This window comes from Ruegeria sp. CL5, assembly GCF_056536485.1.
Window position 1 is genome coordinate 74,704 of sequence record NZ_JBQFPS010000004.1, and the last position, 22,780, is coordinate 97,483.

The window sequence follows — 22,780 nt, forward strand, 5'->3', positions numbered from 1 at the left end:
CAGAACCGGGCTTATGACGGACGAGAAAAATGCCCTGGCGGTCACGCTTTTCAGCGAAATACTGACCGCAGACCAGCTATTGCGCAACCGGCTGAGCCGGGTGCTGCCCAAGGGCATGGAAATCTCACATTTCTCAGTTCTGAACCATCTGGTCTTTGTCGGAGATGAACGCAGCCCGGCGCAGCTGGCCAACACGTTCCACGTCACGCGCGGAGCGATGACCAACACCTTGGCCAAGCTGGAATGGGCTGGATACATTCACATACGCCCCGACTGGGACGACGCCCGCCGCAAAATGGTCGCCATCAGCCCCGCCGGCCGCCGCGCGCGCGATCAGGCGATTTCCTCGATTGCCCCGCTGATCAACCGCGTCGTCGGAGAGCTGGGGCTGGAGCGCGTCCGCAGCACGCTGCCGGTGCTGCGAGATTTGCGGTTGCAGTTGGAGGGGGAGTGAAGAGCGCAACTATTTGGTTTTCGAGACAACCGACTCTCAAAGATCTACAGCGCCCATATCTTCAAAGGTGTTCATACGATCAATGAGCCTTGTACCCAACTCTGTGGGGCTGCGTGTGAATATTGAAGGGCACGTTTGAAAGCTGCTCTCGCCTGTAAATCGCTCCCCGATTGATAAAGAGCGATGCCGCGCTCAAGTTCCATCTAAATAGCTTTTGAAGAGTTAATTTTTGTCAGTATTTGGATGGTGTTTACACCCATCCTATCCTGCCTTCACACTCGCCGTCACATAATTCACGCTCAAATCCCGGTCCGAGATCGACCAGCTCCACAAGATCGGGTTGAAGACAAAGCCCTTGCGGTCCACCGGCTCCAGTCCGGCCTGACGCAGCAGGTCGAACAGCTCATCCGGCGTGATGAACTTGTTCCACTCATGCGTGCCGCGCGGCAGCCAGCGCATGACGACCTCGGCCCCGAAAATCGCCATAGCATAGGATTTCGGGTTGCGGTTGATGGTCGAGCAGATCAGCAGCCCGCCCGGTTTCAACAACTGCTGCGAGGCGGTCAGGAAACCCAGCGGATCGGCCACATGTTCGACCACTTCCATGTTCAGCACCACGTCAAACTGCTCACCTGCGGCTGCCATGTCCTCGGCGGTGGTGTGGCGATAATCGATTTGCAACCCCGATTGCTCGGCATGGATGCGGGCGACGGGCAGGTTGCCTTCAGCGGCGTCGGCGCCCACGACCGTCGCGCCCAATCGCGCCATCGGTTCGCTCAGCAGCCCGCCGCCGCAGCCGATATCCAGCAGGCGCAGCCCCTCAAAGGGATGTGAAGTCTTGAGATCGCGGTCGAACTCACCCGCGATCTGCTGTGTGATATAATCCAGACGGCACGGATTCAGCATGTGCAAAGGTTTGAATTTCCCATGTGGGTCCCACCATTCGGCGGCCATCGCCTCGAATTTTGCGATCTCGGACGGGTCGACCGTGTTCGGATGCGCTTGCATTCCTGTCTCCGTGTGCTCTTTTACGCTTAAGGACTATATAGGGCCGTAATGGATAAGTACCCGGACCAAAAGCGCGCAGTTCAATATCTTTACCCGCCGATCGATCCGTTCGATCAGCGCGTCGTTGATATGGGCGATGGGCACCGCATTTATGTGGAACAATGCGGTAATCCCAATGGGATACCGGTCGTGGTGCTGCATGGTGGGCCGGGTGGCGGTTGCAGCCCCGCGATGCGGCGCTATTTCGACCCGGATGTCTACCGGGTGATTCTCTTTGATCAGCGCGGTTGTGGCCGTTCAAGGCCCACGGCCTCGGTCGAAGACAATACGACCTGGCATCTGGTCGCGGATATCGAACGGTTGCGAACGCTGTTTGGTATCGAGGACTGGATTGTCTTTGGCGGCAGCTGGGGTGCAACACTGGCTTTGATTTACGCGCAGACACACCCGGATCGGGTCAACCGTTTGGTGTTGCGCGGCGTGTTTCTGGCGACACAGGCCGAGCTCGATTGGTTTTATGGTGGCGGTGCGGGCAAGTTTTGGCCGGAACAGTGGGCCAAGTTTGCATCCCTGTTGCCCGAGGCCGAACAGTCTGACGCGATCAATGCCTATCACAAGCGTCTCTTTTCGGGCGATCGTGCGACCGAGATCCTCTTTGCGCGCGCTTGGTCTCATTGGGAGAACGCTCTGGCCTCAATCCACACCAACGGATCGGTTGGGGAAAGCCCCGGGGAATACGCCCGTACCTTTGCACGTCTGGAAAATCACTATTTCAGGAACGGTGCGTTTCTCGAGTATGACGGCCAGATTCTGGACCAGATGGACCGCATCGCGCATATTCCCGGCCATATCGTGCAGGGAAGGTATGATATGATCTGTCCACCGCAAGCGGCCTGGAACCTGGCGCAGCGATGGCCTGGCGTTGACTTGAAAATGGTGCGCCAGGCAGGGCACGCCTTGTCAGAACCGGGTATAAGCGTTGAGCTGGTCCGGATTATGGACCGCGTGGCGGAGGGTACGGCATGACCAGGATCGACCGTCGTGCATTGTTTGCCTCGGGTGCTGCCGCCGCCTTGCTGGCGGCGACGGGCGGGTCGCTGGCGGATACACCAAAGACAGGTGGCAAGCTGCGGCTTGCGGTTCCGCGCGATGAGAGTTTGGAAATATTAGCGCGCGGGGCCGTGTTCGACACCCTGACCGAAGTCGCATCAGATGGGACCTTGCGCGGCGAACTGGCAAAAGCTTGGCAGGCAGAAGAACACGCGCGTGTATGGAGCTTTGATCTACGCGACGACGCGATGTTCCATGATGGATCCGCCATGCATGCAGACGATGTAGCGGCGGTATTTTCAGACATCGGACGCGCGGAGGCCCTAGCCCCTGATCGCGTTAGGTTGGAACTGGCCGCGCCCAATCCTGGTTTGCCCTTCTTGCTTGCCGACAGTCGGTTTGTCGTGACACGTGACGGGCAGGGAGTTACCCCATTGAACACGGCAACGGGCACGGGGTGCTATCGTGTAGAACGGGCCGAGGATTCTCGCCATTTCCTTGGGCGCAAGGTGGCGGGCCACTACAAAAATGGCCACGCGGGTTGGGCTGATGCGTTGGAAATCATTGTGATCCCTGATGCGCGTGTGCGGGCCGAGGCTTTGCGGGATGGCTATGTGGACATTGCTGCCCTGCCCGAAGGTGATGAGCTTAAGGTTCAACGCGGTCTCAGATACCATCCAAGTAAGACCGACATGGCGCTGGCGGTGGCCGCGCATGTTGGCATGCCGCGTCAGATTGGCAGGGGGTCGCTGGACGATGGGCGCATCGCCGAGCGGTGGTGGCTGGCCTAAATCCGATCACGATTTTCGCCGGGGGTTGCAGACTCGGAAAAGCCTGCGTATATGCAGTTGCAACAGCGGCGCGTTGGACTTCTGGTCCGGGGCTCCACCGGAAATCTCGACGGGCCGCGCGCCCGTTTTTTTGTGCCCGATGACAGGGTAGAGAACCTGAATGACAAACGACTTGATAGCCAAAGCAGCCATTGACCGGCGACTGGCCGAGATCATCACACCCGTGATCGAGGATCTGGGATATGAGCTGGTGCGCATCCGCCTGATGAGCGGCAAGACCACCACGATGCAGATCATGGCCGACAAGCCCGATGGCGGCATCGAAGTGGACGATTGCGCCGAGATTTCAAACGCCGTCAGCGCCACGTTGGACGTCGAAGACCCGATCCTTGACGCCTATACGCTTGAGGTCTCCAGCCCCGGTATCGACCGGCCTTTGACCCGTCTCAAAGACTTTGAGACGTTCGAGGGTTATGAGGCCAAGATCGAAACCGCCGAACTGATCGACGGTCGCCGCCGCTTCAAAGGTGAACTGGCCGGGATCGAAGGGGATGAGGTTCTGATCAACATCCCCGAGGGGGACGAGACGATCACCATCGGTCTGCAATTCGACTGGCTGAGCGACGCCAAGCTGGTCCTGACCGATGACCTGATCAAGGAAATGCTGCGCCAGCGCAAAGACGCCGGTGCCCTGAACGAAAACGCTTTCGACGAGATAGAGACCGAAGGGTCCGAAGAGGAGACGAACTGATGGCAATCACCTCAGCCAACCAGCTGGAGCTGCTGCAGACCGCCGAGGCCGTGGCCCGCGAAAAGATGATCGACCCCGGTCTGGTTGTCGAAGCGATGGAGGAATCGCTCGCCCGTGCCGCCAAGAGCCGCTACGGCGCGGAAATGGATATCCGCGTGTCGATTGACCGCAAAACCGGCAAGGCGACCTTTACCCGCGTCCGTACCGTGGTTGAAGATGAAGAACTTGAGAACTATCAGGCTGAGTTCACCGTTGAGCAGGCCAAACAATATATGGAAAACCCTGAGGTCGGTGATGTCTTCGTTGAAGAGGTTCCGCCGGTTGAGATGGGCCGTATCGCGGCACAATCCGCCAAGCAGGTGATCTTGCAGAAGGTTCGCGAAGCTGAGCGTGACCGTCAATACGAAGAATTCAAGGATCGCGCGGGCACCATTATCAACGGTGCCGTCAAGCGCGAGGAATTCGGCAACGTCATCGTCGATCTGGGCGGTGCCGAAGCCGTTCTGCGTCGCAATGACAAGATCGGCCGCGAAAGCTATCGCCCGAATGACCGTGTGCGCGCCTATATCAAGGAAGTCCGCCGTGAGGTGCGTGGTCACCAGATCTTCCTGTCGCGCACCGCGCCGGAATTCATGGCTGAGCTGTTCAAGATGGAAGTGCCCGAAATCTATGATGGCATCATTGAGGTCAAGGCCGTGGCTCGTGACCCCGGCTCGCGCGCCAAGATCGCTGTGATCTCGTATGACGGCTCGATTGATCCCGTGGGTGCCTGCGTTGGTATGCGCGGCAGCCGCGTGCAGGCCGTTGTGAACGAGCTGCAGGGTGAAAAGATCGACATCATCCCGTGGAACGAAGATCAGCCGACCTTCTTGGTGAACGCACTGCAGCCTGCAGAGGTTTCCAAGGTCGTTCTGGACGAAGAAGCCGGTAAGATCGAAGTGGTTGTACCCGAAGAGCAACTTTCGCTGGCCATCGGTCGCCGCGGTCAGAACGTGCGCCTGGCCAGCCAGCTGACCAATCTGGACATCGACATCATGACTGAAGCCGAAGAATCGGCCCGTCGTCAGAAAGAGTTCGAAGCCCGTACACAGCTGTTCATGGAAACACTGGATTTGGACGAGTTCTTCGCGCAACTGCTGGTTTCGGAAGGATTCACCAACCTCGAAGAAGTGGCCTATGTCGAAATTGAGGAACTGCTGGTCATTGACGGCGTTGACGAAGGCACCGCGCAAGAACTGCAGACGCGCGCTCGTGAATTCCTTGAAGCGCAAGCCAAGGCAGCGTTGGATGCGGCCCGTGCGCTGGGCGCCGAGGACAGCCTCATTGAATTCGAAGGCCTGACACCCCAAATGGTAGAAGCGTTGGCCAAGGATGACGTGAAGACGCTGGAAGACTTCGCAACTTGCGCCGACTGGGAGCTGGCCGGTGGCTGGACCACAGTTGATGGTGAGCGCATCAAGGATGATGGTGTTCTGGAACCTTTCGGCGTGACGCTGGAAGAGGCTCAGGACTTGGTCATGACGGCGCGCATCATGTTGGGCTGGGTTGATCCGGCTGAATTGGAGCAGGCCGAAGAAGACGGCGAAGCAACCGATGAGGGGGTCGAGGCCTGATCTCAGGCCTCGGGTGGCTGACATGGGTCGCGGTGGCGTCCAAAAGGATCGGTCGGAAGGCCCTGAACGCAAGTGCATCGCCACTGGCGAGATTCAGCCTAAATATGGCTTGATCCGCTTTGTGGCAGGGCCGGACGGTCAGGTCTTTCCCGATGTTGCGGCTAAATTGCCGGGGCGCGGGGTCTATGTGGCGGCGGATCGCGCCGCGCTGGACAAAGCGGTGAGTAAGAAACTGTTCTCGCGTGGGTTCAAGGCTCAGGTGAGTGCGGCCAAGGATCTAACAGATGAGGTCGAAAAACAGGTGGCGCGCCGGGTGATCGAGCTGATCAGTTTGGCGCGCAAGTCCGGAGATGCGGTCGCCGGGTATGAAAAGGTCAAGTCGTGGCTGGACCGGGAAGAGGCCCAGGTGTTGATTCAAGCCTCGGACGGATCGGGGCGCGGTAAGTCGAAACTCAGCACGCCGCACTTTGGAAAATACATCGGCTGGCTGACTGCGGATGAGCTTGGGGCGGCATTTGGGCGCCAAACCGTGATTCATGCGGCCATGGCCTCTGGCGGACTCGCCAAACGTGTTGTAGAGGAAGCGCAGCGCCTGCGTGGCTTGCGCGAAAAGGATGACGGCGGCAAGGGCCGCTCGGAAGGGTAAGAAGCTTAATGAGCGATAGTGACGGCAAAAAGACATTGGGTCTTCGTGGCGGGGCACGCCCCGGAAATGTGAAACAGAGTTTCAGCCACGGACGTACCAAGAATGTCGTGGTGGAGACCAAACGCAAACGCGTGGTCGTACCCAAGCCGGGCGCGACCAAACCAAGTGGTGGTGCGGCACCTTCGGGTGATCCTTCGCGTCGTCCGGCGGGTATTTCCGATGCGGAAATGGCGCGTCGAATGAAGGCGTTGCAAGCTGCCAAAGCGCGCGAGGCTGAAGAGGCCGCTGCCCGCGAGGCACAAGAGAAGGCGCGTGAAGAAGAACGTGCGCGCCGCCGGGCCGAACAGGAAGCCAAGGAACGCGAACAGCGTGAGGCTGAAGAGCGTGCTCGTGCCAAGGCCGAGGAAGAAGAACGTAAGCGCAAAGAGGCGGAAGAAGCCGCCAAGCGTGCTGCTGCGGCACCCGCGCCCGAAGAACAACCGCGTACGGCACGCGGTCCGGCCAACAAACCGGCGCCAGCGGCTACACCCCGCAAGCAAGACCGCGAGCGCGAGCAGCGTGGCCGCGGCAAAGGCCGTGACGACAACCGCCGTTCGGGCAAGCTGACACTGGGTCAGGCCACCGGTGGTGAAGGTAATCGTCAGCGTTCAATGGCTGCGATGAAGCGCAAGCAGGAGCGTGCGCGCCAGAAAGCCATGGGCGGCCCGGTCGAGCGGGAAAAGGTGATCCGCGACGTTCAGTTGCCCGAGGCGATCATGGTCTCGGAACTGGCCAACCGTATGGCTGAGCGCGTGGCTGACGTTGTCAAATCGCTGATGCAGATGGGCATGATGGTCACGCAGAACCAGACCATCGACGCTGATACCGCTGAGCTGATCATCGAAGAGTTTGGGCACAAGGTGACCCGCGTCTCTGATTCGGATGTTGAAGACGTCATCAAAGAAGTCGAAGACAGCGATGACGATCTGCAGCCGCGTCCGCCGGTCATCACCATCATGGGCCACGTTGACCATGGTAAGACATCATTGCTGGACGCGATTCGTGACGCGCGCGTTGTGGCGGGCGAAGCCGGTGGCATTACCCAGCATATCGGCGCCTATCAGGTGAAAACCGATGGTGGCACCACGCTGACCTTCCTTGATACGCCGGGCCACGCAGCCTTTACTTCAATGCGGTCGCGCGGTGCTCAGGTCACTGATATCGTGGTTCTGGTTGTGGCTGCCGATGATGCGGTGATGCCGCAGACGATCGAGGCGATCAACCACGCCAAGGCGGCCGAAGTGCCGATGATCGTGGCGATCAACAAGGTCGATAAGCCGGATGCGAACCCGGACAAGGTGCGGACCGATCTGCTGCAGCACGAAGTCATCGTCGAAAAGATGTCAGGTGAGGTTCAGGACGTCGAAGTGTCCGCCATCACCGGTCAAGGTCTCGATGAACTGCTGGAAGCCATCGCGCTGCAGGCCGAGATTCTGGAACTGAAAGCCAACCCCGACCGCGCCGCCCAAGGTGCCGTGATCGAGGCGCAGCTTGATGTGGGCCGTGGTCCCGTTGCCACCGTTCTGGTTCAGAACGGCACTCTGCGTCAGGGTGATATCTTCGTCGTGGGTGAGCAGTATGGTAAGGTCCGTGCGTTGATCAACGACAAAGGCGACCGCGTCAAAGAAGCCGGCCCGTCGGTACCCGTTGAGGTTCTTGGTCTGAACGGTACGCCTGAAGCGGGCGACGTTCTGAACGTGACCGAGACCGAAGCGCAGGCCCGTGAGATTGCTGCCTATCGTGAGCAAGCAGCCAAGGACAAGCGCGCCGCAGCTGGTGCCGCGACCACCCTTGAGCAGCTGATGCAGAAGGCCAAAGAAGACGAGAACGTCACCGAGCTGCCGATCTTGATGAAAGCTGACGTGCAGGGTTCTGCCGAAGCCATCGTTCAGGCGATGGAGAAGATCGGCAATGAGGAAGTGCGCGTACGCGTTCTGCACTCGGGTGTTGGCGCGATTACCGAAACGGATGTCGGCCTGGCCGAAGCCTCGGGCGCTCCGATCTTTGGCTTCAACGTTCGTGCAAATGCGTCAGCGCGAAACACTGCGAACCAGAAAGGCGTCGAGATCCGGTATTATTCGGTGATCTATGACCTCGTGGACGACGTGAAAGCAGCCGCATCCGGCCTGCTGAGCGCTGAAATCCGCGAGAAGTTCATCGGCTACGCCGAGATCCGCGAAGTCTTCAAGGTTACCGGCGTTGGCAAAGTTGCCGGCTGTCTGGTCACCGAAGGCGTGGCGCGTCGTTCCGCTGGTGTTCGTCTGCTGCGCGACAACGTGGTGATTCACGAAGGCACGCTGAAGACGCTGAAGCGTTTCAAGGACGAAGTGACCGAAGTTCAGTCGGGTCAGGAATGCGGTATGGCGTTCGAAAACTACGACGACATCCGCGCAGGCGACGTGATCGAGATCTTCGAACGCGAAGAAGTGACCCGGACGCTCGACTGATCTGGCTTACCTCGAGAGATTTAAGACAGCGGCTCAATTGGGCCGCTGTTTTCTATTTGGGGTTATTCGCTGCGCGACGACAAAAACGAGCCCGAGGGCATGATGATGTCGAAGTGATGTTTACCCTGTTGAAGGTCGAAACTGACCGAATGTCCTGCTTTTCGTAGCAAGTCCGCATAGTCACGGCTTTGTCGAACAAATTCTGGTGTATCTCTTTCAGCAACCGTTACCCTGTAGCGCGGCCCCGGCGCGGGCAGATTGAGGCAAGGGGAAAGATCGTGAATCTCGACCTTAGTCAGTTGCAAGGGATCATTTACCGAAGTCAGGCTAATCGGCTCCAAATCGTAAACGCCACTGATCAGAATTACGTTACGCACTCTTAGACCCGCCTGCGCCAACGCGCTGGATGAGGTCGCCATGACCATCGCTACCAGATGCGCACCTGCGCTATGACCTGACAGGGTGATGTTTGATGGATCGAAGCCCAATAACTCGGCCTGTGATGCAAGCCACAGCAAGGCATCGCGACATTCTTCGACCATCTGCCCCAACCTAGCTTCAGGGGCGAGTGTGTAATTCAGGGTCGCAAAGGCCTGCCCGTTTTCGTGTAGAACCGGTGCCATCGGGGCGGATTCGCGCTGGCTGAGCGCCTGCCAATACCCTCCGTGAATGAACACATGCAAAGGTGCGTTTGCGTCTGAGGAGGGGAAGAAATCCAGAACCTGCGCCGGACTGTCGCCATAAGCAAGGTTTTCGCGCACATCCATCCGTGTCCGGGCCTGAGCGCTGAGCGCAACATAACTGTCCAGATATGGCGTCAGATCGCCACCAATCATCGAGCTGGGGGAGTATTCCTGTTCAAGTTGATCTTGGGTGAACCCGCGATAAAGCATGCCTCAGTCTCCCGCATACATCAGCTCGGTGCGCATATCGTAGAGGTCGTGGAAGAAGCGCAATTCCAGCGCCTTGCGCAGAAAGGCCACGCCGCTCGAGCCACCTGTACCGGGTTGCATCCCGATGACCCGTTCGACTGCCGTAGCGTGGTCGAAACGCCAGCGCTGGAACAGCGATTCGACGTCCATCAGCTTTTCAGCCAGAGCATAGAGGTCCCAATACTTGCCGGTATCCTGGAAAATCTCGCACCAGATTTTCACGACGCGCGGGTCGCCGGAATAGGATTGTGAATAGTCACGTTCGATCAGGTCTTGCGGTACATCGAACCCCTGCCGTGCCAGCATGTGCAGCACTTCGTCATAAAGGGACGGTTTGGTTAGCGCTGCGCTCAGCATCTCCATGACCTCCGGATCGTGTTCATGAACCTTGAGGGTCGAAGCATCCTTGTTGCCCAATATGAACTCGATCTGGCGATAACCGTAACTCTGAAAGCCTGACGAACTACCTAACGCATCGCGAAACGTCATGTAGTCCGCGGGCGTCATGGTCAGCAGCGTTTCCCAAGCGGTGATCAACTGCCGCTGGATCGCCTTGATCCGGTCGAGATTTTTCATCGCCGGGCCGAAATCGTCTTGCTGCAGGAAGCGCCGCACTTCGACCAGCTGGTGATGCATCAACTTCAGCCATAGCTCGCTGACCTGATGGATGATGATGAATAACATCTCATCGGGCTGAGCAGGATCCTGAAAGGTCTTTTGCAGATTCAACAGGGTTTTGAGTTGCAGAAAGTCGCCATAGCTTTTGCGATGCGTCTCAGCGAAATCGGTGACCAGAGAATCCTCGATTCCGCGTTCCAGCAGTCGGTCATCTTTCGTGCTGCCCATCTTGCTCCTCCGGTTGGTTGCGCGATCCCTGTGTATGGGCCAGTTTTGCAACTATCCAGAGGGTCAGGTCCAGTCCAGAACAACTTTGCCGGACAGGCCCGACTTCATTGCTGCGAAACCTTCGGCAAAATCGTCAACACCAAACTGATGGGTGATCACGCGGCTTACGTCCAAACCGTTCTGCAGCATAGCAATCATCTTGTACCATGTCTCAAACATCTCACGGCCGTAGACGCCCTTGATGGTGATGGCTTTAAAGACAATGCGGCTCCAGTCGACCGGAGATTGGCCCGGCGGGATGCCCAGCAGGGCGATCTTTCCGCCCATGACCAGCGCTTCGACCATCTGATCCAAAGCTGCCTGCGAGCCCGACATCTCCAATCCCACGTCAAAGCCTTCTTTCATCCCCAGTTCGGTGATGACATCGGACAACTTTTCTATGGTTACATCGACCGTACGTATCGACGGCACCACATGTTCCGCCAGTTTCAGCCGATCTGCATTGATATCGGTGATTACGACGTTTCGCGCACCTGCATGGCGTGCGACAGCTGCTGCCATTATGCCGATAGGGCCTGCGCCTGTTATCAGAACATCCTCACCCAGCAGATCGAAGCTCAGCGCGGTATGAACCGCATTGCCCAGCGGGTCGAGGATGGCGCCAATCTCATCCGGCACATCATCTGGCAAAGGAATCACGTTGAAGGCGGGCAGTTTCAAAAATTGCGCAAAGGCACCTTGTTCGTTTACGCCGATGCCTCGCGTTCCGGGGTCCAGATGGAACTTGCCAGCGCGACTCTGGCGACTTTCGGTTCCGATCAGGTGCCCTTCGCCCGAGCAGCGCTGGCCGATCTCAAGCCCGGTAACGTTGCGACCAATCTCAACGATTTCGCCTGCGAATTCGTGGCCGGTGATCATCGGCACTGGTACTGTGGCTGCGGCCCAGTCATCCCAGTTCCAGATATGGATATCTGTGCCGCAGATGCCGGTTTTGTTTATGCGGATCAGTACCTCGTCCGGTCCAATCTCGGGCACTGGGGCCTGAACCATCCAAAGACCTTCCTCGGGCTTGGATTTTTCCAGTGCTTTCATCGTGTTGGGTCGCATCAAATCACCCCCAACTCTTTGCCGACTTTGCCAAAGGCCGCGAGCGCGCGATCCAATTCATCCTTTGTTAGAGCCGCATTCATCTGAGTTCTGATCCGCGCTTGACCACGCGGGACGACCGGGAAGAAGAAACCCGAAACATAGACGCCTTCATCAAACAACCGCGACGCCATGTCTTGCGCAAGCGTTGCGTCCCCCAGCATCACCGGGATGATTGGGTGCTCACCGGGCAACAGATCAAAGCCCAGCTTCTCCAAACCGGCGCGCCAGTATTTGGCGTTGCCGAACAGTTGGGCACGCAGCATGTCGCCCTCTTCAACCAGACGGATTGCTTCCAGACCGGCAGCGACGATGGACGGCGGCAGCGAGTTTGAGAACAGATAGGGCCGCGCCCGCTGCCGCAGCAGGTCGATCACTGGCTGCGGCCCGGCGATGTAGCCGCCGATTGCCCCCCCAAGTGCCTTGCCCAGAGTTCCCGTCAGAATATCCACGTCAACGCCGAAGTGATCCGGCGTGCCCGCACCGTTTGGCCCCATGAACCCCGTGGCGTGGCAATCATCGACCATGACGATGGCGTCGTATTTGTCGGCCAGCTCGCGTATTTTCGGCAGATTGGCCAGATAGCCATCCATCGAAAAAACGCCGTCGGTGGCGATCATGATATGCCGCGCCCCGTCCTCGCGTGCCTGTTTCAACCAAGCCTCGAGGTCATTCATGTCATTGTTTAGATAGCGATAGCGTTTGGCCTTGCAGAGCCTTACGCCATCGATGATTGACGCGTGGTTCAGACTATCCGAGATGATTGCGTCTTCAGGCCCTAACAAAGGCTCAAATAGCCCGCCATTGGCATCGAAACAGGCAGCGAACAGAATTGAATCATCTTTGTTCAGGAACTTGGCCAGCCGTTGCTCAAGCTCGCGGTGAATATCCTGCGTGCCGCAGATAAAGCGGACCGAGGCCATGCCGAACCCTTTTGGTTCCATGGCGTTCTTGGCGGCGTCGATCAGGGCGGGGTGATCGGCCAGGCCCAGATAGTTGTTGGCGCACAGGTTGATGACCTGCTTTCCGCCCACAGTAATCTCACCGCCCTGAGGCGAGGTGATCATTCGTTCACGCTTGTACAGACCTTCGGATTCGATCTGCTTAAGGGTGTCCGTGATGTGGGACAGGAATGCATCTGCCATGGCGACCTCCGTTCAACTGAGTCGCGCTTCTAACATAACGGACGAATATCCCAAATAGGGGATTTACGAAATTACGGAAAAATATCCGTGAAGGCGGATTATCGCTGAGTCAGGCGTTCTTTACAATTAGGAAAACACGCGCAGGGCTGTCGGCAGAAATGGAATGCGCAACGTCAGCGGCATATCGGGCTGTATCACCCTGCCTGAGTTCGCTCACTGCCGCGCCTGAAGTAACTCGAACTGACCCTTCCAACACGGTCAATTGTTCCCGTGCACCGCGCGCATGGGGTTGGCTATTCAGGGCGCCGTTTTTGTCGAGCTGAATGTCATAGACCTCGTGACCGCCGGCCTCTTCTGGCGGTGAGAGGATCCGGATGCGGCAGTTCTCTCCCATGTTATCGATGCTGGGCACTTCGGAGTTTTTGAGAATCTCGATCTGGTCGGTTGTCTTCGTGTCTTCCAGCAACCCGGCAAAATCCACCTGCAGAGCTCGGGTCAGGTTCCACAATGTCGAAATTGTGGGGCTGCTTTCTCCCCTCTCGATCTGGCTGACCATGGATCGCGATACGCCGCTGAGATTCGCGACCGCTTCGAGGGAAAGGCCCTGGGCCCGGCGCGCCTCTTTAAGGCGAGTCGGAAGGCGTGTCAGGATATCGTCTGTCTTGTCCGTCATGACGGAATTTCATGCGCCTTGAATCGATAGATGTCAATTCCGTCTGTGACGGGACGTCTCAGGCGACAGAGGGTTTCTGCGGGTGCATACTACGGCCAAACTCAGGAGGAGTGATCCATGACCGATATTGTTATTCTGGATGGCGCACGTACTGCCATCGGCACTTTTGGCGGTGCGTTGGCTTCGACCGCGCCGATTGATCTGGCGACCGTGGCGACCGAAGCCGCGCTTGAACGGTCGGGTGTCGAAGGTGGGCAAATCGGGCATGTGGTTTTCGGTCATGTGATCAACACTGAACCCCGCGATATGTACCTGTCGCGCGTAGCAGCGATGCAGGCGGGCATTCCGAATGGGACTCCGGCGATGAACGTAAATCGTTTGTGTGGCTCCGGCGCGCAGGCGATTGTGTCAGCGGTACAGTCTCTGATACTGGGCGATGCTGATTTCGCTGTGGCTGGTGGAGCGGAGAGCATGTCACGCAGCCCCTACATCGTACCTCAGGCCAGATGGGGCGCCAAGATGGGCGACGTCACCTCACTGGACATGATGTTGGGCGCGCTGAACTGTCCTTTCGGAACCGGTCATATGGGTGTGACGGCTGAGAATGTGGCCGACGAACATCAGATCAGTCGTGAACAGATGGATGCGTTTGCCTTAACCAGCCAGAGCCGAGCGGCAACAGCGATCGACGCTGGATATTTCGAAAGCCAGATCACGCCTGTGCAGGTGAAAGTCAAACGCGAGATGGTTGACTTTAAGGTGGATGAGCATCCCAAGGCCACCACAGCTGAGGCTCTGGCGGGCCTTCGTCCGGTATTTAAGAAAGAAGGACGCGTCACGGCGGGGAATGCATCGGGTATCAACGATGGGGCTGCAGCAATGATTCTGGCGACGGCAGATGCTGCTGAAAAGGCCGGATTGAAACCAAAGGCACGGATATTGGGATATGCGCATGCCGGAGTGCGGCCCGAAGTAATGGGAATTGGGCCGGTTCCTGCAGTGCAGAACTTGTTCAAGAAGACAGGGCTGTCGGCGGGTGATTTCGATGTGGTCGAGAGTAACGAAGCTTTTGCCGCACAAGCCCTGGCCGTCAATCAAGAGCTTGGATTGGATGCCGCTAAGGTCAATCCGAATGGCGGTGCGATTGCGTTGGGGCACCCTGTGGGGGCAACTGGGGCGATTATCACCCTGAAAGCGCTGTATGAGTTGGAGCGTGTTGGCGGTTCCAAGGCGCTTATCACCATGTGTATTGGCGGTGGGCAGGGGATTGCCATTGCCATCGAGCGGCTCTGATTGAGGTCGAGCGGAGGGGGCTGTCTGCCCCCCATCGCGCCGGTGGCGCGATTCCCCCCGAAGATATTTGTGGCCAGATGAAGCAGGCGGGTTGTTGTTAGCCGAATGTCATCACGACAAGTGTGGCTGCGATTCCAACGGCTGCGCCAATGGCGGCAGGTATAAGCAACGTTGTCTTGCCGGAAGTTTGCTGGTCATCTTTCGTGGTTTGCGCAATCAGGGCGTTTTCAACCAGCGCAGGCAAGCGTGGGCCGAATCGGGCCAGCACCATTGCGGTCTTTCCAAAATCTCTCAGGGCGGCCCGGGGGCCGATGGAGCTTTTGATATAATCCTCGACGACCGGGCGCGCGACTTCCCAGATATTCATATGATCGTCGAGTGATCGGGCAACGCCTTCGACCACGACCATGGTGCGCTGCAGAAGAATCAGTTCAGTTCGTGTTTCCATGCCGAAGCGCTCGGTGACCTCAAACAAATAGCTGAGCAGTCGGCCCATTGAGATATGGGTCGCGTCCATGCCGAAGATGGGTTCTCCGACTGCGCGCAGGGCGCGGGCGAATTCGTCGACATCCTGGTTGGCAGGGACATAGCCGGCCTCGAAATGGACCTCGGCTACACGTTTGTAGTCGCGGCGGATGAAGCCGAAGAGGATTTCGGCATAGACCCGACGGGTGTATTCGTCGATATGCCCCATGATGCCGTAGTCATAGGCAATAATGTCTCCATTCGCGGCGACCTTCAGGTTCCCTTGGTGCATATCCGCATGGAAATAGCCATCGCGAAGGGCGTGAAGCAGGAAAAGGCGCAACACACGTTCTGCCAGATCGCTGCGATTGTGGCCTGCAGCGTCCAGCGCATCATTGTCGCCCAGCGGGATTCCATCGGCCCAGCTGAGTGTCATCACCCGGCGTGCGGACAAGGACCAGACGACCGGAGGCAGCCAGAACCCGGAATCATCCTTGGTGTTGGCGGCGTACTCCGAAGCAGCAGCGCTTTCCAGGCGCAGGTCCAACTCGCCGCGGACAACTCCGTCAAAATGCTCGATCACCTCCATAGGGCGCAAGCGACGAGCACCGGGGGCAAACAGGTCGACAATTCGGGCGGCGAAATAAAAGGCGTCTACATCTTTACGGAAGGCGCGTTCAATTCCGGGGCGCAGGACTTTGACGGCAACATCTTCACCCGTGCTGGCCAGCTTAGCTTTGTGGACCTGAGCGATTGAGGCTGCGGCGATAGGCTCACTGAAATCGCTGAACATTTCTGAAAGGGGTTGGCCCAGCTCTTTCTCGACCTCGGCCATGGCTTCGGCCTTGGAGAATGGCGGAAGCTTATCCTGCAAGACACGCAGTTGTTCAGCCAGTTCATTTCCAACCACGTCGGGGCGGGTCGAAAGGACTTGTCCGAACTTGATATAGGCGGGTCCAAGAGCAGTTAGGGCGCGGGTTGCGGGCGGCATCTGGGGATCCCCTTTGTACCCCAGCCACTGAAATGGTTTGCCCAGAACATGTGCGAGAATGCGGATAGCCCGAGGAGCTTCGAACGCGTCTAATACCACGTTCATGGCACCCGTGCGCTCGAGCGTTGCGCCTGTGCGGATCAGGCGGATAATGTTGTGTGGGCCGCGCATCTAGATCTTCCAGCCGGAATGCAGTGCCGCGATACCCATGCTGAGATTGCGGTACTTGGCGTTTTCGAACCCGGCGGCGCGGACCATGCTCAGGAATGTCTCCTGATCCGGGAACTTGCGGATCGATTCCACCAGGTATTGATAGCTGTCGTAGTCATTGGCGATTAGTTTGCCCATGCGTGGAATGACGTTGAAGCTGTAGAGGTCATAAAGCTTTTGCAGTCCGTCATTGGGCAGTTGGCTGAATTCAAGCACCATCAGGCGGCCACCGGGTTTCAGCACGCGATAGGCCTCGTTCAATGCCTCTTGCGGGCGGGTAACATTCCGGATGCCGAAGGAAATTGTATAGACGTCGAACGTATTGTCCTCGAACGGCAGGGACATCGCATCGCCCACCACCCAGTTCAGGCTGTCGGACATCTGGTCGGCCTCGGCGCGCTGGCGGCCTTCGACCAGCATAGGCTCTGTCAGGTCCAGAACCGTGGCATGGCCGTGGCCCGCGCGTCTCAGGAAGCGAAAAGAGATATCTCCGGTCCCACCTGCAACGTCCAGCAACCGTTGACCGGGGCGCGGGGCAAGCCAATCCATCATTGCGTCTTTCCAGACCCGGTGAATGCCCATCGACATGACATCATTCATCACATCGTATTTCGAGGCGACCGAGTTGAACACGCCCTGTACGCGCCCGGCCTTTTCAGCCTCGCGCACGGTTTCGAACCCGAAATGAGTGGTCTTGTCGCTGTTGTCGGACATTTGCCTTGCCGTTCGTCGAATTTCGTCTCTGTTATAGGGCGATGAGAGGCGGGCACAATGCGGCCCTTTGGAATAGGAGCCATCTAATGCCCGAATTGCCCGAGGTCGAGACAGTAAGACGCGGTCTATCCCCGGCGATGGAAGGCGTCGTAATCCAAAGGGCGGACGTAAACCGCCCCGATTTGCGCTGGCCTTTCCCCGAGCGGATGGCTGAACGATTGACTGGGCAGCGCGTCGACCGATTGCGTAGACGATCGAAATACATTCTGGCCGATCTGAACAGTGGAGAAACACTGCTGATCCATCTTGGCATGTCAGGGCGTATGACCGTATCTGGTGATCCTCTAGGGCAATTTGCCCACAAACACCCGATGCCGGAAAAGCATGATCACGTAGTCTTTCATATGGCCAACGGCGCCCGTATCACTTTTAACGATCCGCGCCGGTTCGGAGCCATGGACCTGCTGCCGACGGTCACGGCAGAGGATCACAAGCTGCTGTCAGTTCTGGGACCTGAACCATTGGGTAACGATTTCCACGAAAAGCACCTCATTGAGGCGTTCAAAGGTAAGAATAGCCCGGTCAAATCCGCGTTGCTGGATCAGGGAATCGTTGCCGGATTGGGAAATATCTACGTCTGCGAAGCGCTTTATCGCGGCAAGGTGTCGCCACGTCGCAAAGCCGGACAAATTTCTGCGTCGCGTGTTGGAGCACTGGTTCCGATCATCCGCCAGGTGTTGCAGGACGCGATTGAAGCGGGTGGTTCATCCTTACGTGATTTCCGCCAAGCCGATGGAGAACTTGGATATTTTCAGCACAGCTTCGACGTCTATGGCCGCGAAGGCCAGCCCTGCCGAACCGAAGGTTGTGGCGCTGAAATCAAGAGAATCACTCAGTCCGGTCGCTCATCCTTCTACTGTGCGCAATGCCAAAGATAACTTGATCCAGCGAAATCGCGTGGTAAGGAATCGTACCTGAACGGAACAACCGGAAGCTTACACCTCATGGCTTTTGAGACGATCATCGTCGAAATCGAAGACCACGTCGCCCTAATCAAGCTCAACAGACCAGATGCGATGAATGCGCTGAACACCCAGTTACTGGGTGAGTTGTGTGATGCGCTGGAAGAAGCAGACAGCAACGACAAGGTGCGCTGCATCGTTATCACCGGCTCGGACAAAGCCTTTGCGGCTGGTGCGGACATCAAAGAGATGTCCGAGATGAGCTATGCCGATGTCTTCAACATCAACCTTTTTGCCGACGCGAATGACCGGGTTTCGGCGATCCGCAAACCGATCATTGCCGCTGTTGCGGGTTATGCGCTGGGCGGAGGTTGTGAGCTGGCAATGCTGTGTGATTTCATCATCGCGGCGGATACGGCCAAGTTCGGCCAACCCGAGATCAATCTGGGCGTCATCGCAGGACTCGGCGGCAGCCAGCGTTTGACACGGTTTGTAGGCAAGTCCAAATCGATGGATATGAACTTGACCGGTCGGTTCATGGACGCGGAAGAGGCCGAGCGTGCGGGGCTGGTCAGCCGTGTCGTGCCTGCCAAGAAGCTGATAGAAGAAGCAACCGGTGCGGCGCAGAAGATCGCTGAGAAGTCGCAGATCACGGCAATCGCGGCCAAGGAAGCCGTGAACCGCAGCTATGAGTTGCCGCTGAGCGAGGGCATGCTGTTTGAGCGCCGGGTGTTCCATTCGATGTTTGCAACTGAAGATCAGAAAGAGGGCATGGCCGCGTTTCTGGAAAAACGTGCGGCTCAGTTCCGCGACAAGTGACGATAACGGACATTCAGTGAATTCAGGCGGGCTTGGTCCCGCCTTTTTGCTACTGAAGCTCTTTTGAAGAATCAGCTTGGCAAAACCTTTAAACTTGGGTAGAGACCGCCGTCATACATGCGCGTGCGGCCCGCTTGGCCCGACTCACACTCGTGATTTCTGATCCGGTGCGGATATGTCCGTGGCGCGCAACCCTAGATAACCGTACCGAACAAAAGGTCAGAGACACATGGCAAATTCGCCCCAGGCAAAGAAACGCGCTCGTCAGAACGAAAAGCGTTTTGCTGTAAACAAAGCGCGCCGTTCGCGCATCCGCACACATCTGCGCAAAGTTGAAGAAGCAATCGCATCCGGTGACAAGGACGCGGCTACCGCTGCCCTGCGCGCCGCTCAGCCCGAGCTGATGCGCGGCGTCACCAAAGGCGTCTTCCACAAGAACACCGCAGCCCGCAAAATGTCGCGCCTGTCGGCACGCGTCAAAGCGCTGGGCTGATTCTTTGGGAAAACGCGTCAAGCGTTGATTTGCGAAAAAGGCGTCGCGCATAGCGGCGCCTTTTTCATTGTTGCCGGAAAGCCGCGTCTTCACGAAGTCGAGAGATTCTTTCGCCCTGAACCCCGAGTCAATATCAGAGTTTCGTTGCCCGGACCCATGGGCTCTTGCTACGACTGAGTCAGCGATTCACTCGCTTGGGGGGACAGGCTGTTCTGGGTATCTGACTGACGGGCATCAGTAGGAATCCGGAACGAATGTTCGAAAATCGGCTTCGGTCGATTGGACGATCTGCTCTGGGTCTCGGGTTTTCCGATGATCTCGGCCCTGTCGAAAAATTGGATTGTGACGCGCCACCCTGTTTTCGGGGTTGTACCGACCGTTGGACAATGCGGTATCGGATTGCGCTGAACGTCAAAATGACCCGCCAGACCTTGTGGCCTGGCGCGTGGGATCCTTGTGGGTGGACGCAATAAACCGGTATACCGGACTATTTTGATAAGGCTGACAGGCCAATAAAGAATGGGATGCGTGAGGCGCCGAATGACACAAGAGAAATGGGGACAGTTGCGGAACAAGTTGATGAAGGCTGTTGGTAAGAACAACTTCACGACCTGGATCGAACCTTTAGAGTTTCAGGGATTGCAAGATGGCGTCGCAGTATTTTCTGTGCCGACCAACTTCATGGGAAACTACGTAAGTCAAAATTTTGCGGATCTAATTCTCTATGAACTGAACACGGCGGGCGAGCCTGTTCAGCGCCTTGCCTTCCGCACCGCCGCCAATTCTCCGACCCGTCCGGCGCAGGCCGAGACCCCAAAACCCCAAGCCGTTCCGCAGCCCGCAGTTGTTGAGGCCTCGCATGATGCGCTTGAGGCGTTGCAGGCGGCACCGCTGGACGCGCGCTTTACCTTTGACAGTTTTGTTGTTGGTAAGCCGAATGAGCTGGCTCACGCCGCCGCGCGCCGCGTTTCCGAAGGCGGGCCCGTAACATTCAATCCGCTGGTGCTCTACGGGGGTGTCGGCCTTGGTAAGACGCACCTGATGCACGCCATTGCTTGGGAGCTGAAAACCAAGCATCCCGAACTAAACGTTCTGTACCTGTCGGCAGAACAGTTCATGTACCGTTTTGTGCAGGCCCTGCGTGAGCGCCGGATGATGGATTTCAAGCATCTGTTCCGCTCGGTTGACGTGCTTATGGTTGATGACGTGCAGTTCATCGCGGGTAAGGATTCGACGCAGGAAGAATTCTTTCATACCTTCAATGCGCTAGTGGACCAGAACAAGCAGATCATCATTTCGGCCGATCGCGCGCCGGGTGAGATCAAGGATCTTGAAGACCGGGTAAAGTCGCGCCTGCAATGCGGCCTTGTCGTCGATCTTCATCCCACAGACTACGAATTGCGTCTGGGAATCCTGCAGAACAAAGTGCAGCAATACAGCAGCACTTATCCCGATCTGACCATTGCTGATGGTGTATTGGAATTCCTTGCACACCGCATCTCGACCAATGTGCGCGTGCTGGAAGGGGCGCTGACCCGGCTCTTCGCCTTTGCCTCGCTGGTTGGGCGTGAGATCGATATGGAGTTGACGCAGGATTGTCTGGCCGATGTGCTACGCGCATCCGAGCGCAAGATCACTGTCGAAGAGATTCAACGCAAAGTCTCGGACTATTACAACATTCGCCTCAGCGACATCATTGGCCCCAAGCGTCTCCGGTCTTATGCTCGCCCGCGTCAGGTGGCGATGTATCTGTGTAAGCAACTGACCAGCCGGTCTTTGCCGGAAATCGGCCGTCGTTTCGGTGGGCGCGACCACACCACAGTCATGCACGGCGTCAAGCGCATCGAAGAGCTGAAGCTGACCGATGGCCAGATCGCCGAAGACGTCGAGATGCTGCGCCGGGCTTTGGAAGCCTAATCTGCGACCGTACTGGAAATGCCCCGCGCCCGTCTGGCCGGGGTATTTTCATGTGCGCAATAATCCACGATTGCGCGCGAACTGGCGGTGGGATGGCCGGTTGGCCTTGACGGTTTGATCATTCCAACCCAGAAATTCACAAAAAATCCTTGTGCCTCAGGGCGGAACCGGTAACTTGCCAGTCCCGCCCATGTACGCACTCAAGTCAGAGGAACTGAGGGTATGAAGATCAGCATCGAACGCGGCACCCTTCTCAAGGCCGTTTCGCAGGCCCAATCTGTTGTTGAACGTCGCAACACCATTCCGATCCTGGCCAATGTGCTGATCGAAGCCGAAGGGGATCAGGCGCTGTTCCGTGCGACCGATCTGGATATCGAGGTTGTCGACAAGGCACCTGCGCAGGTTGAGAAAGCTGGAGCAACAACTGTTGCCGCCACAACGCTGCATGAGATTGTACGCAAGCTGCCCGATGGGGCGCTGGTGACTTTAACCGCCGACAGTGCTGCTGGCCGATTGACGGTTGAGGCCGGTCGGTCGAACTTCTCGCTGGCGACGCTGCCGAAAGAGGATTTCCCGGTCATGGCGTCCTCGGAATACCAATCGAACTTTACGGCGTCGGCTGCGCTGCTGCGGCGGCTGTTCGACAAATCGAAGTTCGCCATTTCTACCGAAGAGACCCGTTATTATCTGAACGGTGTCTACATGCATGTCGCTGATGGTTCTGAGGGCGGCAAGGTGCTGCGCTGCGTGGCAACCGATGGCCACCGTCTGGCGCGCATTGATGCGGATTTGCCGGACGGTGCGACGGATATGCCGGGTGTAATTGTTCCCCGCAAGACCGTGGGCGAGCTGCGCAAGCTGCTGGATGATGATGAAATGGACATCGCCGTCTCGGTCAGCGAAACCAAGGTGCGGTTTGCGACGCCAGACATCACGCTCACCTCGAAAGTGATTGATGGGACTTTCCCTGACTACACTCGCGTCATCCCTCAGGGAAATACGCGCAAGCTAGAGGTTGACGCTGCCGAATTTGCGCAGGCCGTGGATCGTGTGGCGACCGTTTCGTCCGAACGGTCACGAGCTGTAAAACTGCAACTGGATGCGGACAAGCTGGTTCTGTCAGTGAATGCACCCGACAGTGGTGCGGCTGAGGAAGAGTTGGCTGTCGCCTATGGGGATGAACGTCTCGAAATTGGTTTTAACGCGAAATACCTGCTCGAGATCGCTTCTCAAGTGGACCGTGAGAACGCTGTCTTCATGTTCAATTCCGCTGGTGATCCGACGCTGATGCGCGAGGGCAACGACCAAAGCGCTGTTTACGTCGTAATGCCGATGCGCGTCTGATTGCCCCGATCGGGTGATCTCTAACGAAAGG

At 57.5% G+C, this 22,780-nt stretch carries 21 protein-coding genes; 13 read left to right on the forward strand and 8 right to left on the reverse strand.

Translation table 11 applies throughout. The features are described from left to right. Positions 1 to 13 precede the first annotated feature (13 nt). Positions 14 to 454 carry a MarR family winged helix-turn-helix transcriptional regulator gene (locus tag ACR0IU_RS08300; protein ID WP_010442526.1) on the forward strand — a complete coding sequence of 147 codons (441 nt, stop codon included), beginning with the start codon at positions 14 to 16 and terminating at the stop codon, positions 452 to 454. A gap of 261 nt (positions 455 to 715) precedes the next feature. Here ACR0IU_RS08300 and ubiG read toward each other — a convergent pair whose 3' ends face one another. After that, a complete protein-coding gene (ubiG, locus tag ACR0IU_RS08305) occupies positions 716 to 1,462 on the reverse strand; it encodes a bifunctional 2-polyprenyl-6-hydroxyphenol methylase/3-demethylubiquinol 3-O-methyltransferase UbiG (protein WP_480715917.1) in 747 nt (248 codons plus the stop codon). A 48-nt stretch (positions 1,463 to 1,510) separates the two neighbouring features. On the opposite strand from ubiG, the gene pip reads away from it, so the two are divergent. The 6 genes from pip (at position 1,511) to infB (ending at position 8,799) form a co-directional block, all read left to right on the forward strand. Further along, complete coding sequence (pip, locus tag ACR0IU_RS08310; RefSeq protein ID WP_170775883.1) at positions 1,511 to 2,488, forward strand: prolyl aminopeptidase; 978 nt, start codon at positions 1,511 to 1,513, stop codon at positions 2,486 to 2,488. Next, positions 2,485 to 3,303 carry an ABC transporter substrate-binding protein gene (locus tag ACR0IU_RS08315; protein ID WP_480715918.1) on the forward strand — a complete coding sequence of 273 codons (819 nt, stop codon included), beginning with the start codon at positions 2,485 to 2,487 and terminating at the stop codon, positions 3,301 to 3,303. Before pip ends, ACR0IU_RS08315 begins: the two co-directional genes overlap by 4 nt. 160 nt (positions 3,304 to 3,463) lie before the next feature. Then, complete coding sequence (rimP, locus tag ACR0IU_RS08320; protein ID WP_010442531.1) at positions 3,464 to 4,054, forward strand: ribosome maturation factor RimP; 591 nt, start codon at positions 3,464 to 3,466, stop codon at positions 4,052 to 4,054. Continuing rightward, entirely contained in the window at positions 4,054 to 5,667 is a 1,614-nt protein-coding gene (gene nusA, locus ACR0IU_RS08325) for a transcription termination factor NusA (protein ID WP_480715919.1), read from the forward strand. The genes rimP and nusA overlap by 1 nt, the downstream gene beginning before the upstream one ends. A 22-nt stretch (positions 5,668 to 5,689) precedes the next feature. Beyond that, complete coding sequence (locus ACR0IU_RS08330) at positions 5,690 to 6,313, forward strand: RNA-binding protein (RefSeq protein WP_170473632.1); 624 nt, start codon at positions 5,690 to 5,692, stop codon at positions 6,311 to 6,313. Between the two features lie 8 nt (positions 6,314 to 6,321). Further along, complete coding sequence (gene infB / locus ACR0IU_RS08335) at positions 6,322 to 8,799, forward strand: translation initiation factor IF-2 (protein ID WP_010442534.1); 2,478 nt, start codon at positions 6,322 to 6,324, stop codon at positions 8,797 to 8,799. 62 nt (positions 8,800 to 8,861) lie between these two features. Here infB and ACR0IU_RS08340 read toward each other — a convergent pair whose 3' ends face one another. From ACR0IU_RS08340 to ACR0IU_RS08360, 5 genes are all read right to left on the reverse strand, one after another. After that, the gene (locus ACR0IU_RS08340; RefSeq protein ID WP_480715920.1) at positions 8,862 to 9,692 is read right to left on the reverse strand and encodes an alpha/beta hydrolase; all 831 of its coding nucleotides are present in this window, start codon (positions 9,690 to 9,692) and stop codon (positions 8,862 to 8,864) included. A gap of 3 nt (positions 9,693 to 9,695) precedes the next feature. Further along, positions 9,696 to 10,577 (reverse strand): tryptophan 2,3-dioxygenase, encoded by an 882-nt coding sequence (locus tag ACR0IU_RS08345; RefSeq protein ID WP_170775891.1) that lies wholly within the window; start codon positions 10,575 to 10,577, stop codon positions 9,696 to 9,698. A gap of 63 nt (positions 10,578 to 10,640) precedes the next feature. After that, positions 10,641 to 11,669 carry an L-threonine 3-dehydrogenase gene (tdh, locus tag ACR0IU_RS08350; RefSeq protein WP_480716126.1) on the reverse strand — a complete coding sequence of 343 codons (1,029 nt, stop codon included), beginning with the start codon at positions 11,667 to 11,669 and terminating at the stop codon, positions 10,641 to 10,643. 14 nt (positions 11,670 to 11,683) lie between these two features. Next, on the reverse strand, positions 11,684 to 12,868 hold the full coding sequence (locus tag ACR0IU_RS08355; protein WP_480715921.1) for a glycine C-acetyltransferase: 1,185 nt from the start codon (positions 12,866 to 12,868) through the stop codon (positions 11,684 to 11,686). A 109-nt stretch (positions 12,869 to 12,977) separates the two neighbouring features. Beyond that, a complete protein-coding gene (locus ACR0IU_RS08360; protein ID WP_170775895.1) occupies positions 12,978 to 13,541 on the reverse strand; it encodes a helix-turn-helix domain-containing protein in 564 nt (187 codons plus the stop codon). A gap of 117 nt (positions 13,542 to 13,658) precedes the next feature. Between ACR0IU_RS08360 and ACR0IU_RS08365 the strand changes: the two genes are divergently transcribed. Further along, on the forward strand, positions 13,659 to 14,834 hold the full coding sequence (locus ACR0IU_RS08365; protein WP_480655964.1) for an acetyl-CoA C-acyltransferase family protein: 1,176 nt from the start codon (positions 13,659 to 13,661) through the stop codon (positions 14,832 to 14,834). 97 nt (positions 14,835 to 14,931) lie between these two features. Here ACR0IU_RS08365 and ubiB read toward each other — a convergent pair whose 3' ends face one another. Together ubiB and ubiE are read right to left on the reverse strand one after the other, a co-directional pair. Then, positions 14,932 to 16,461, reverse strand: coding sequence for a 2-polyprenylphenol 6-hydroxylase (gene ubiB / locus ACR0IU_RS08370; protein ID WP_480715922.1), 1,530 nt, complete (start codon positions 16,459 to 16,461; stop codon positions 14,932 to 14,934). Then, positions 16,462 to 17,214, reverse strand: a complete 753-nt coding sequence (ubiE, locus tag ACR0IU_RS08375) for a bifunctional demethylmenaquinone methyltransferase/2-methoxy-6-polyprenyl-1,4-benzoquinol methylase UbiE (protein WP_480715923.1) — start codon at positions 17,212 to 17,214, stop codon at positions 16,462 to 16,464. An 86-nt stretch (positions 17,215 to 17,300) separates the two neighbouring features. Between ubiE and mutM the strand changes: the two genes are divergently transcribed. The 5 genes from mutM (at position 17,301) to dnaN (ending at position 22,749) form a co-directional block, all read left to right on the forward strand. Further along, positions 17,301 to 18,152: a bifunctional DNA-formamidopyrimidine glycosylase/DNA-(apurinic or apyrimidinic site) lyase gene (gene mutM, locus ACR0IU_RS08380; protein WP_480715924.1), complete on the forward strand. Its 852-nt coding sequence runs from the start codon at positions 17,301 to 17,303 to the stop codon at positions 18,150 to 18,152. Positions 18,153 to 18,218: 66 nt separating this feature from the next. Beyond that, positions 18,219 to 18,995, forward strand: a complete 777-nt coding sequence (locus ACR0IU_RS08385) for an enoyl-CoA hydratase (protein WP_480715925.1) — start codon at positions 18,219 to 18,221, stop codon at positions 18,993 to 18,995. Positions 18,996 to 19,224: 229 nt separating this feature from the next. Continuing rightward, positions 19,225 to 19,488 carry a 30S ribosomal protein S20 gene (gene rpsT / locus ACR0IU_RS08390; protein ID WP_010442545.1) on the forward strand — a complete coding sequence of 88 codons (264 nt, stop codon included), beginning with the start codon at positions 19,225 to 19,227 and terminating at the stop codon, positions 19,486 to 19,488. A 540-nt stretch (positions 19,489 to 20,028) separates the two neighbouring features. Beyond that, positions 20,029 to 21,405, forward strand: coding sequence for a chromosomal replication initiator protein DnaA (dnaA, locus tag ACR0IU_RS08395; RefSeq protein WP_170473663.1), 1,377 nt, complete (start codon positions 20,029 to 20,031; stop codon positions 21,403 to 21,405). 222 nt (positions 21,406 to 21,627) lie between these two features. Further along, a complete protein-coding gene (gene dnaN / locus ACR0IU_RS08400) occupies positions 21,628 to 22,749 on the forward strand; it encodes a DNA polymerase III subunit beta (RefSeq protein WP_170473666.1) in 1,122 nt (373 codons plus the stop codon). Positions 22,750 to 22,780: the final 31 nt, after the last annotated feature.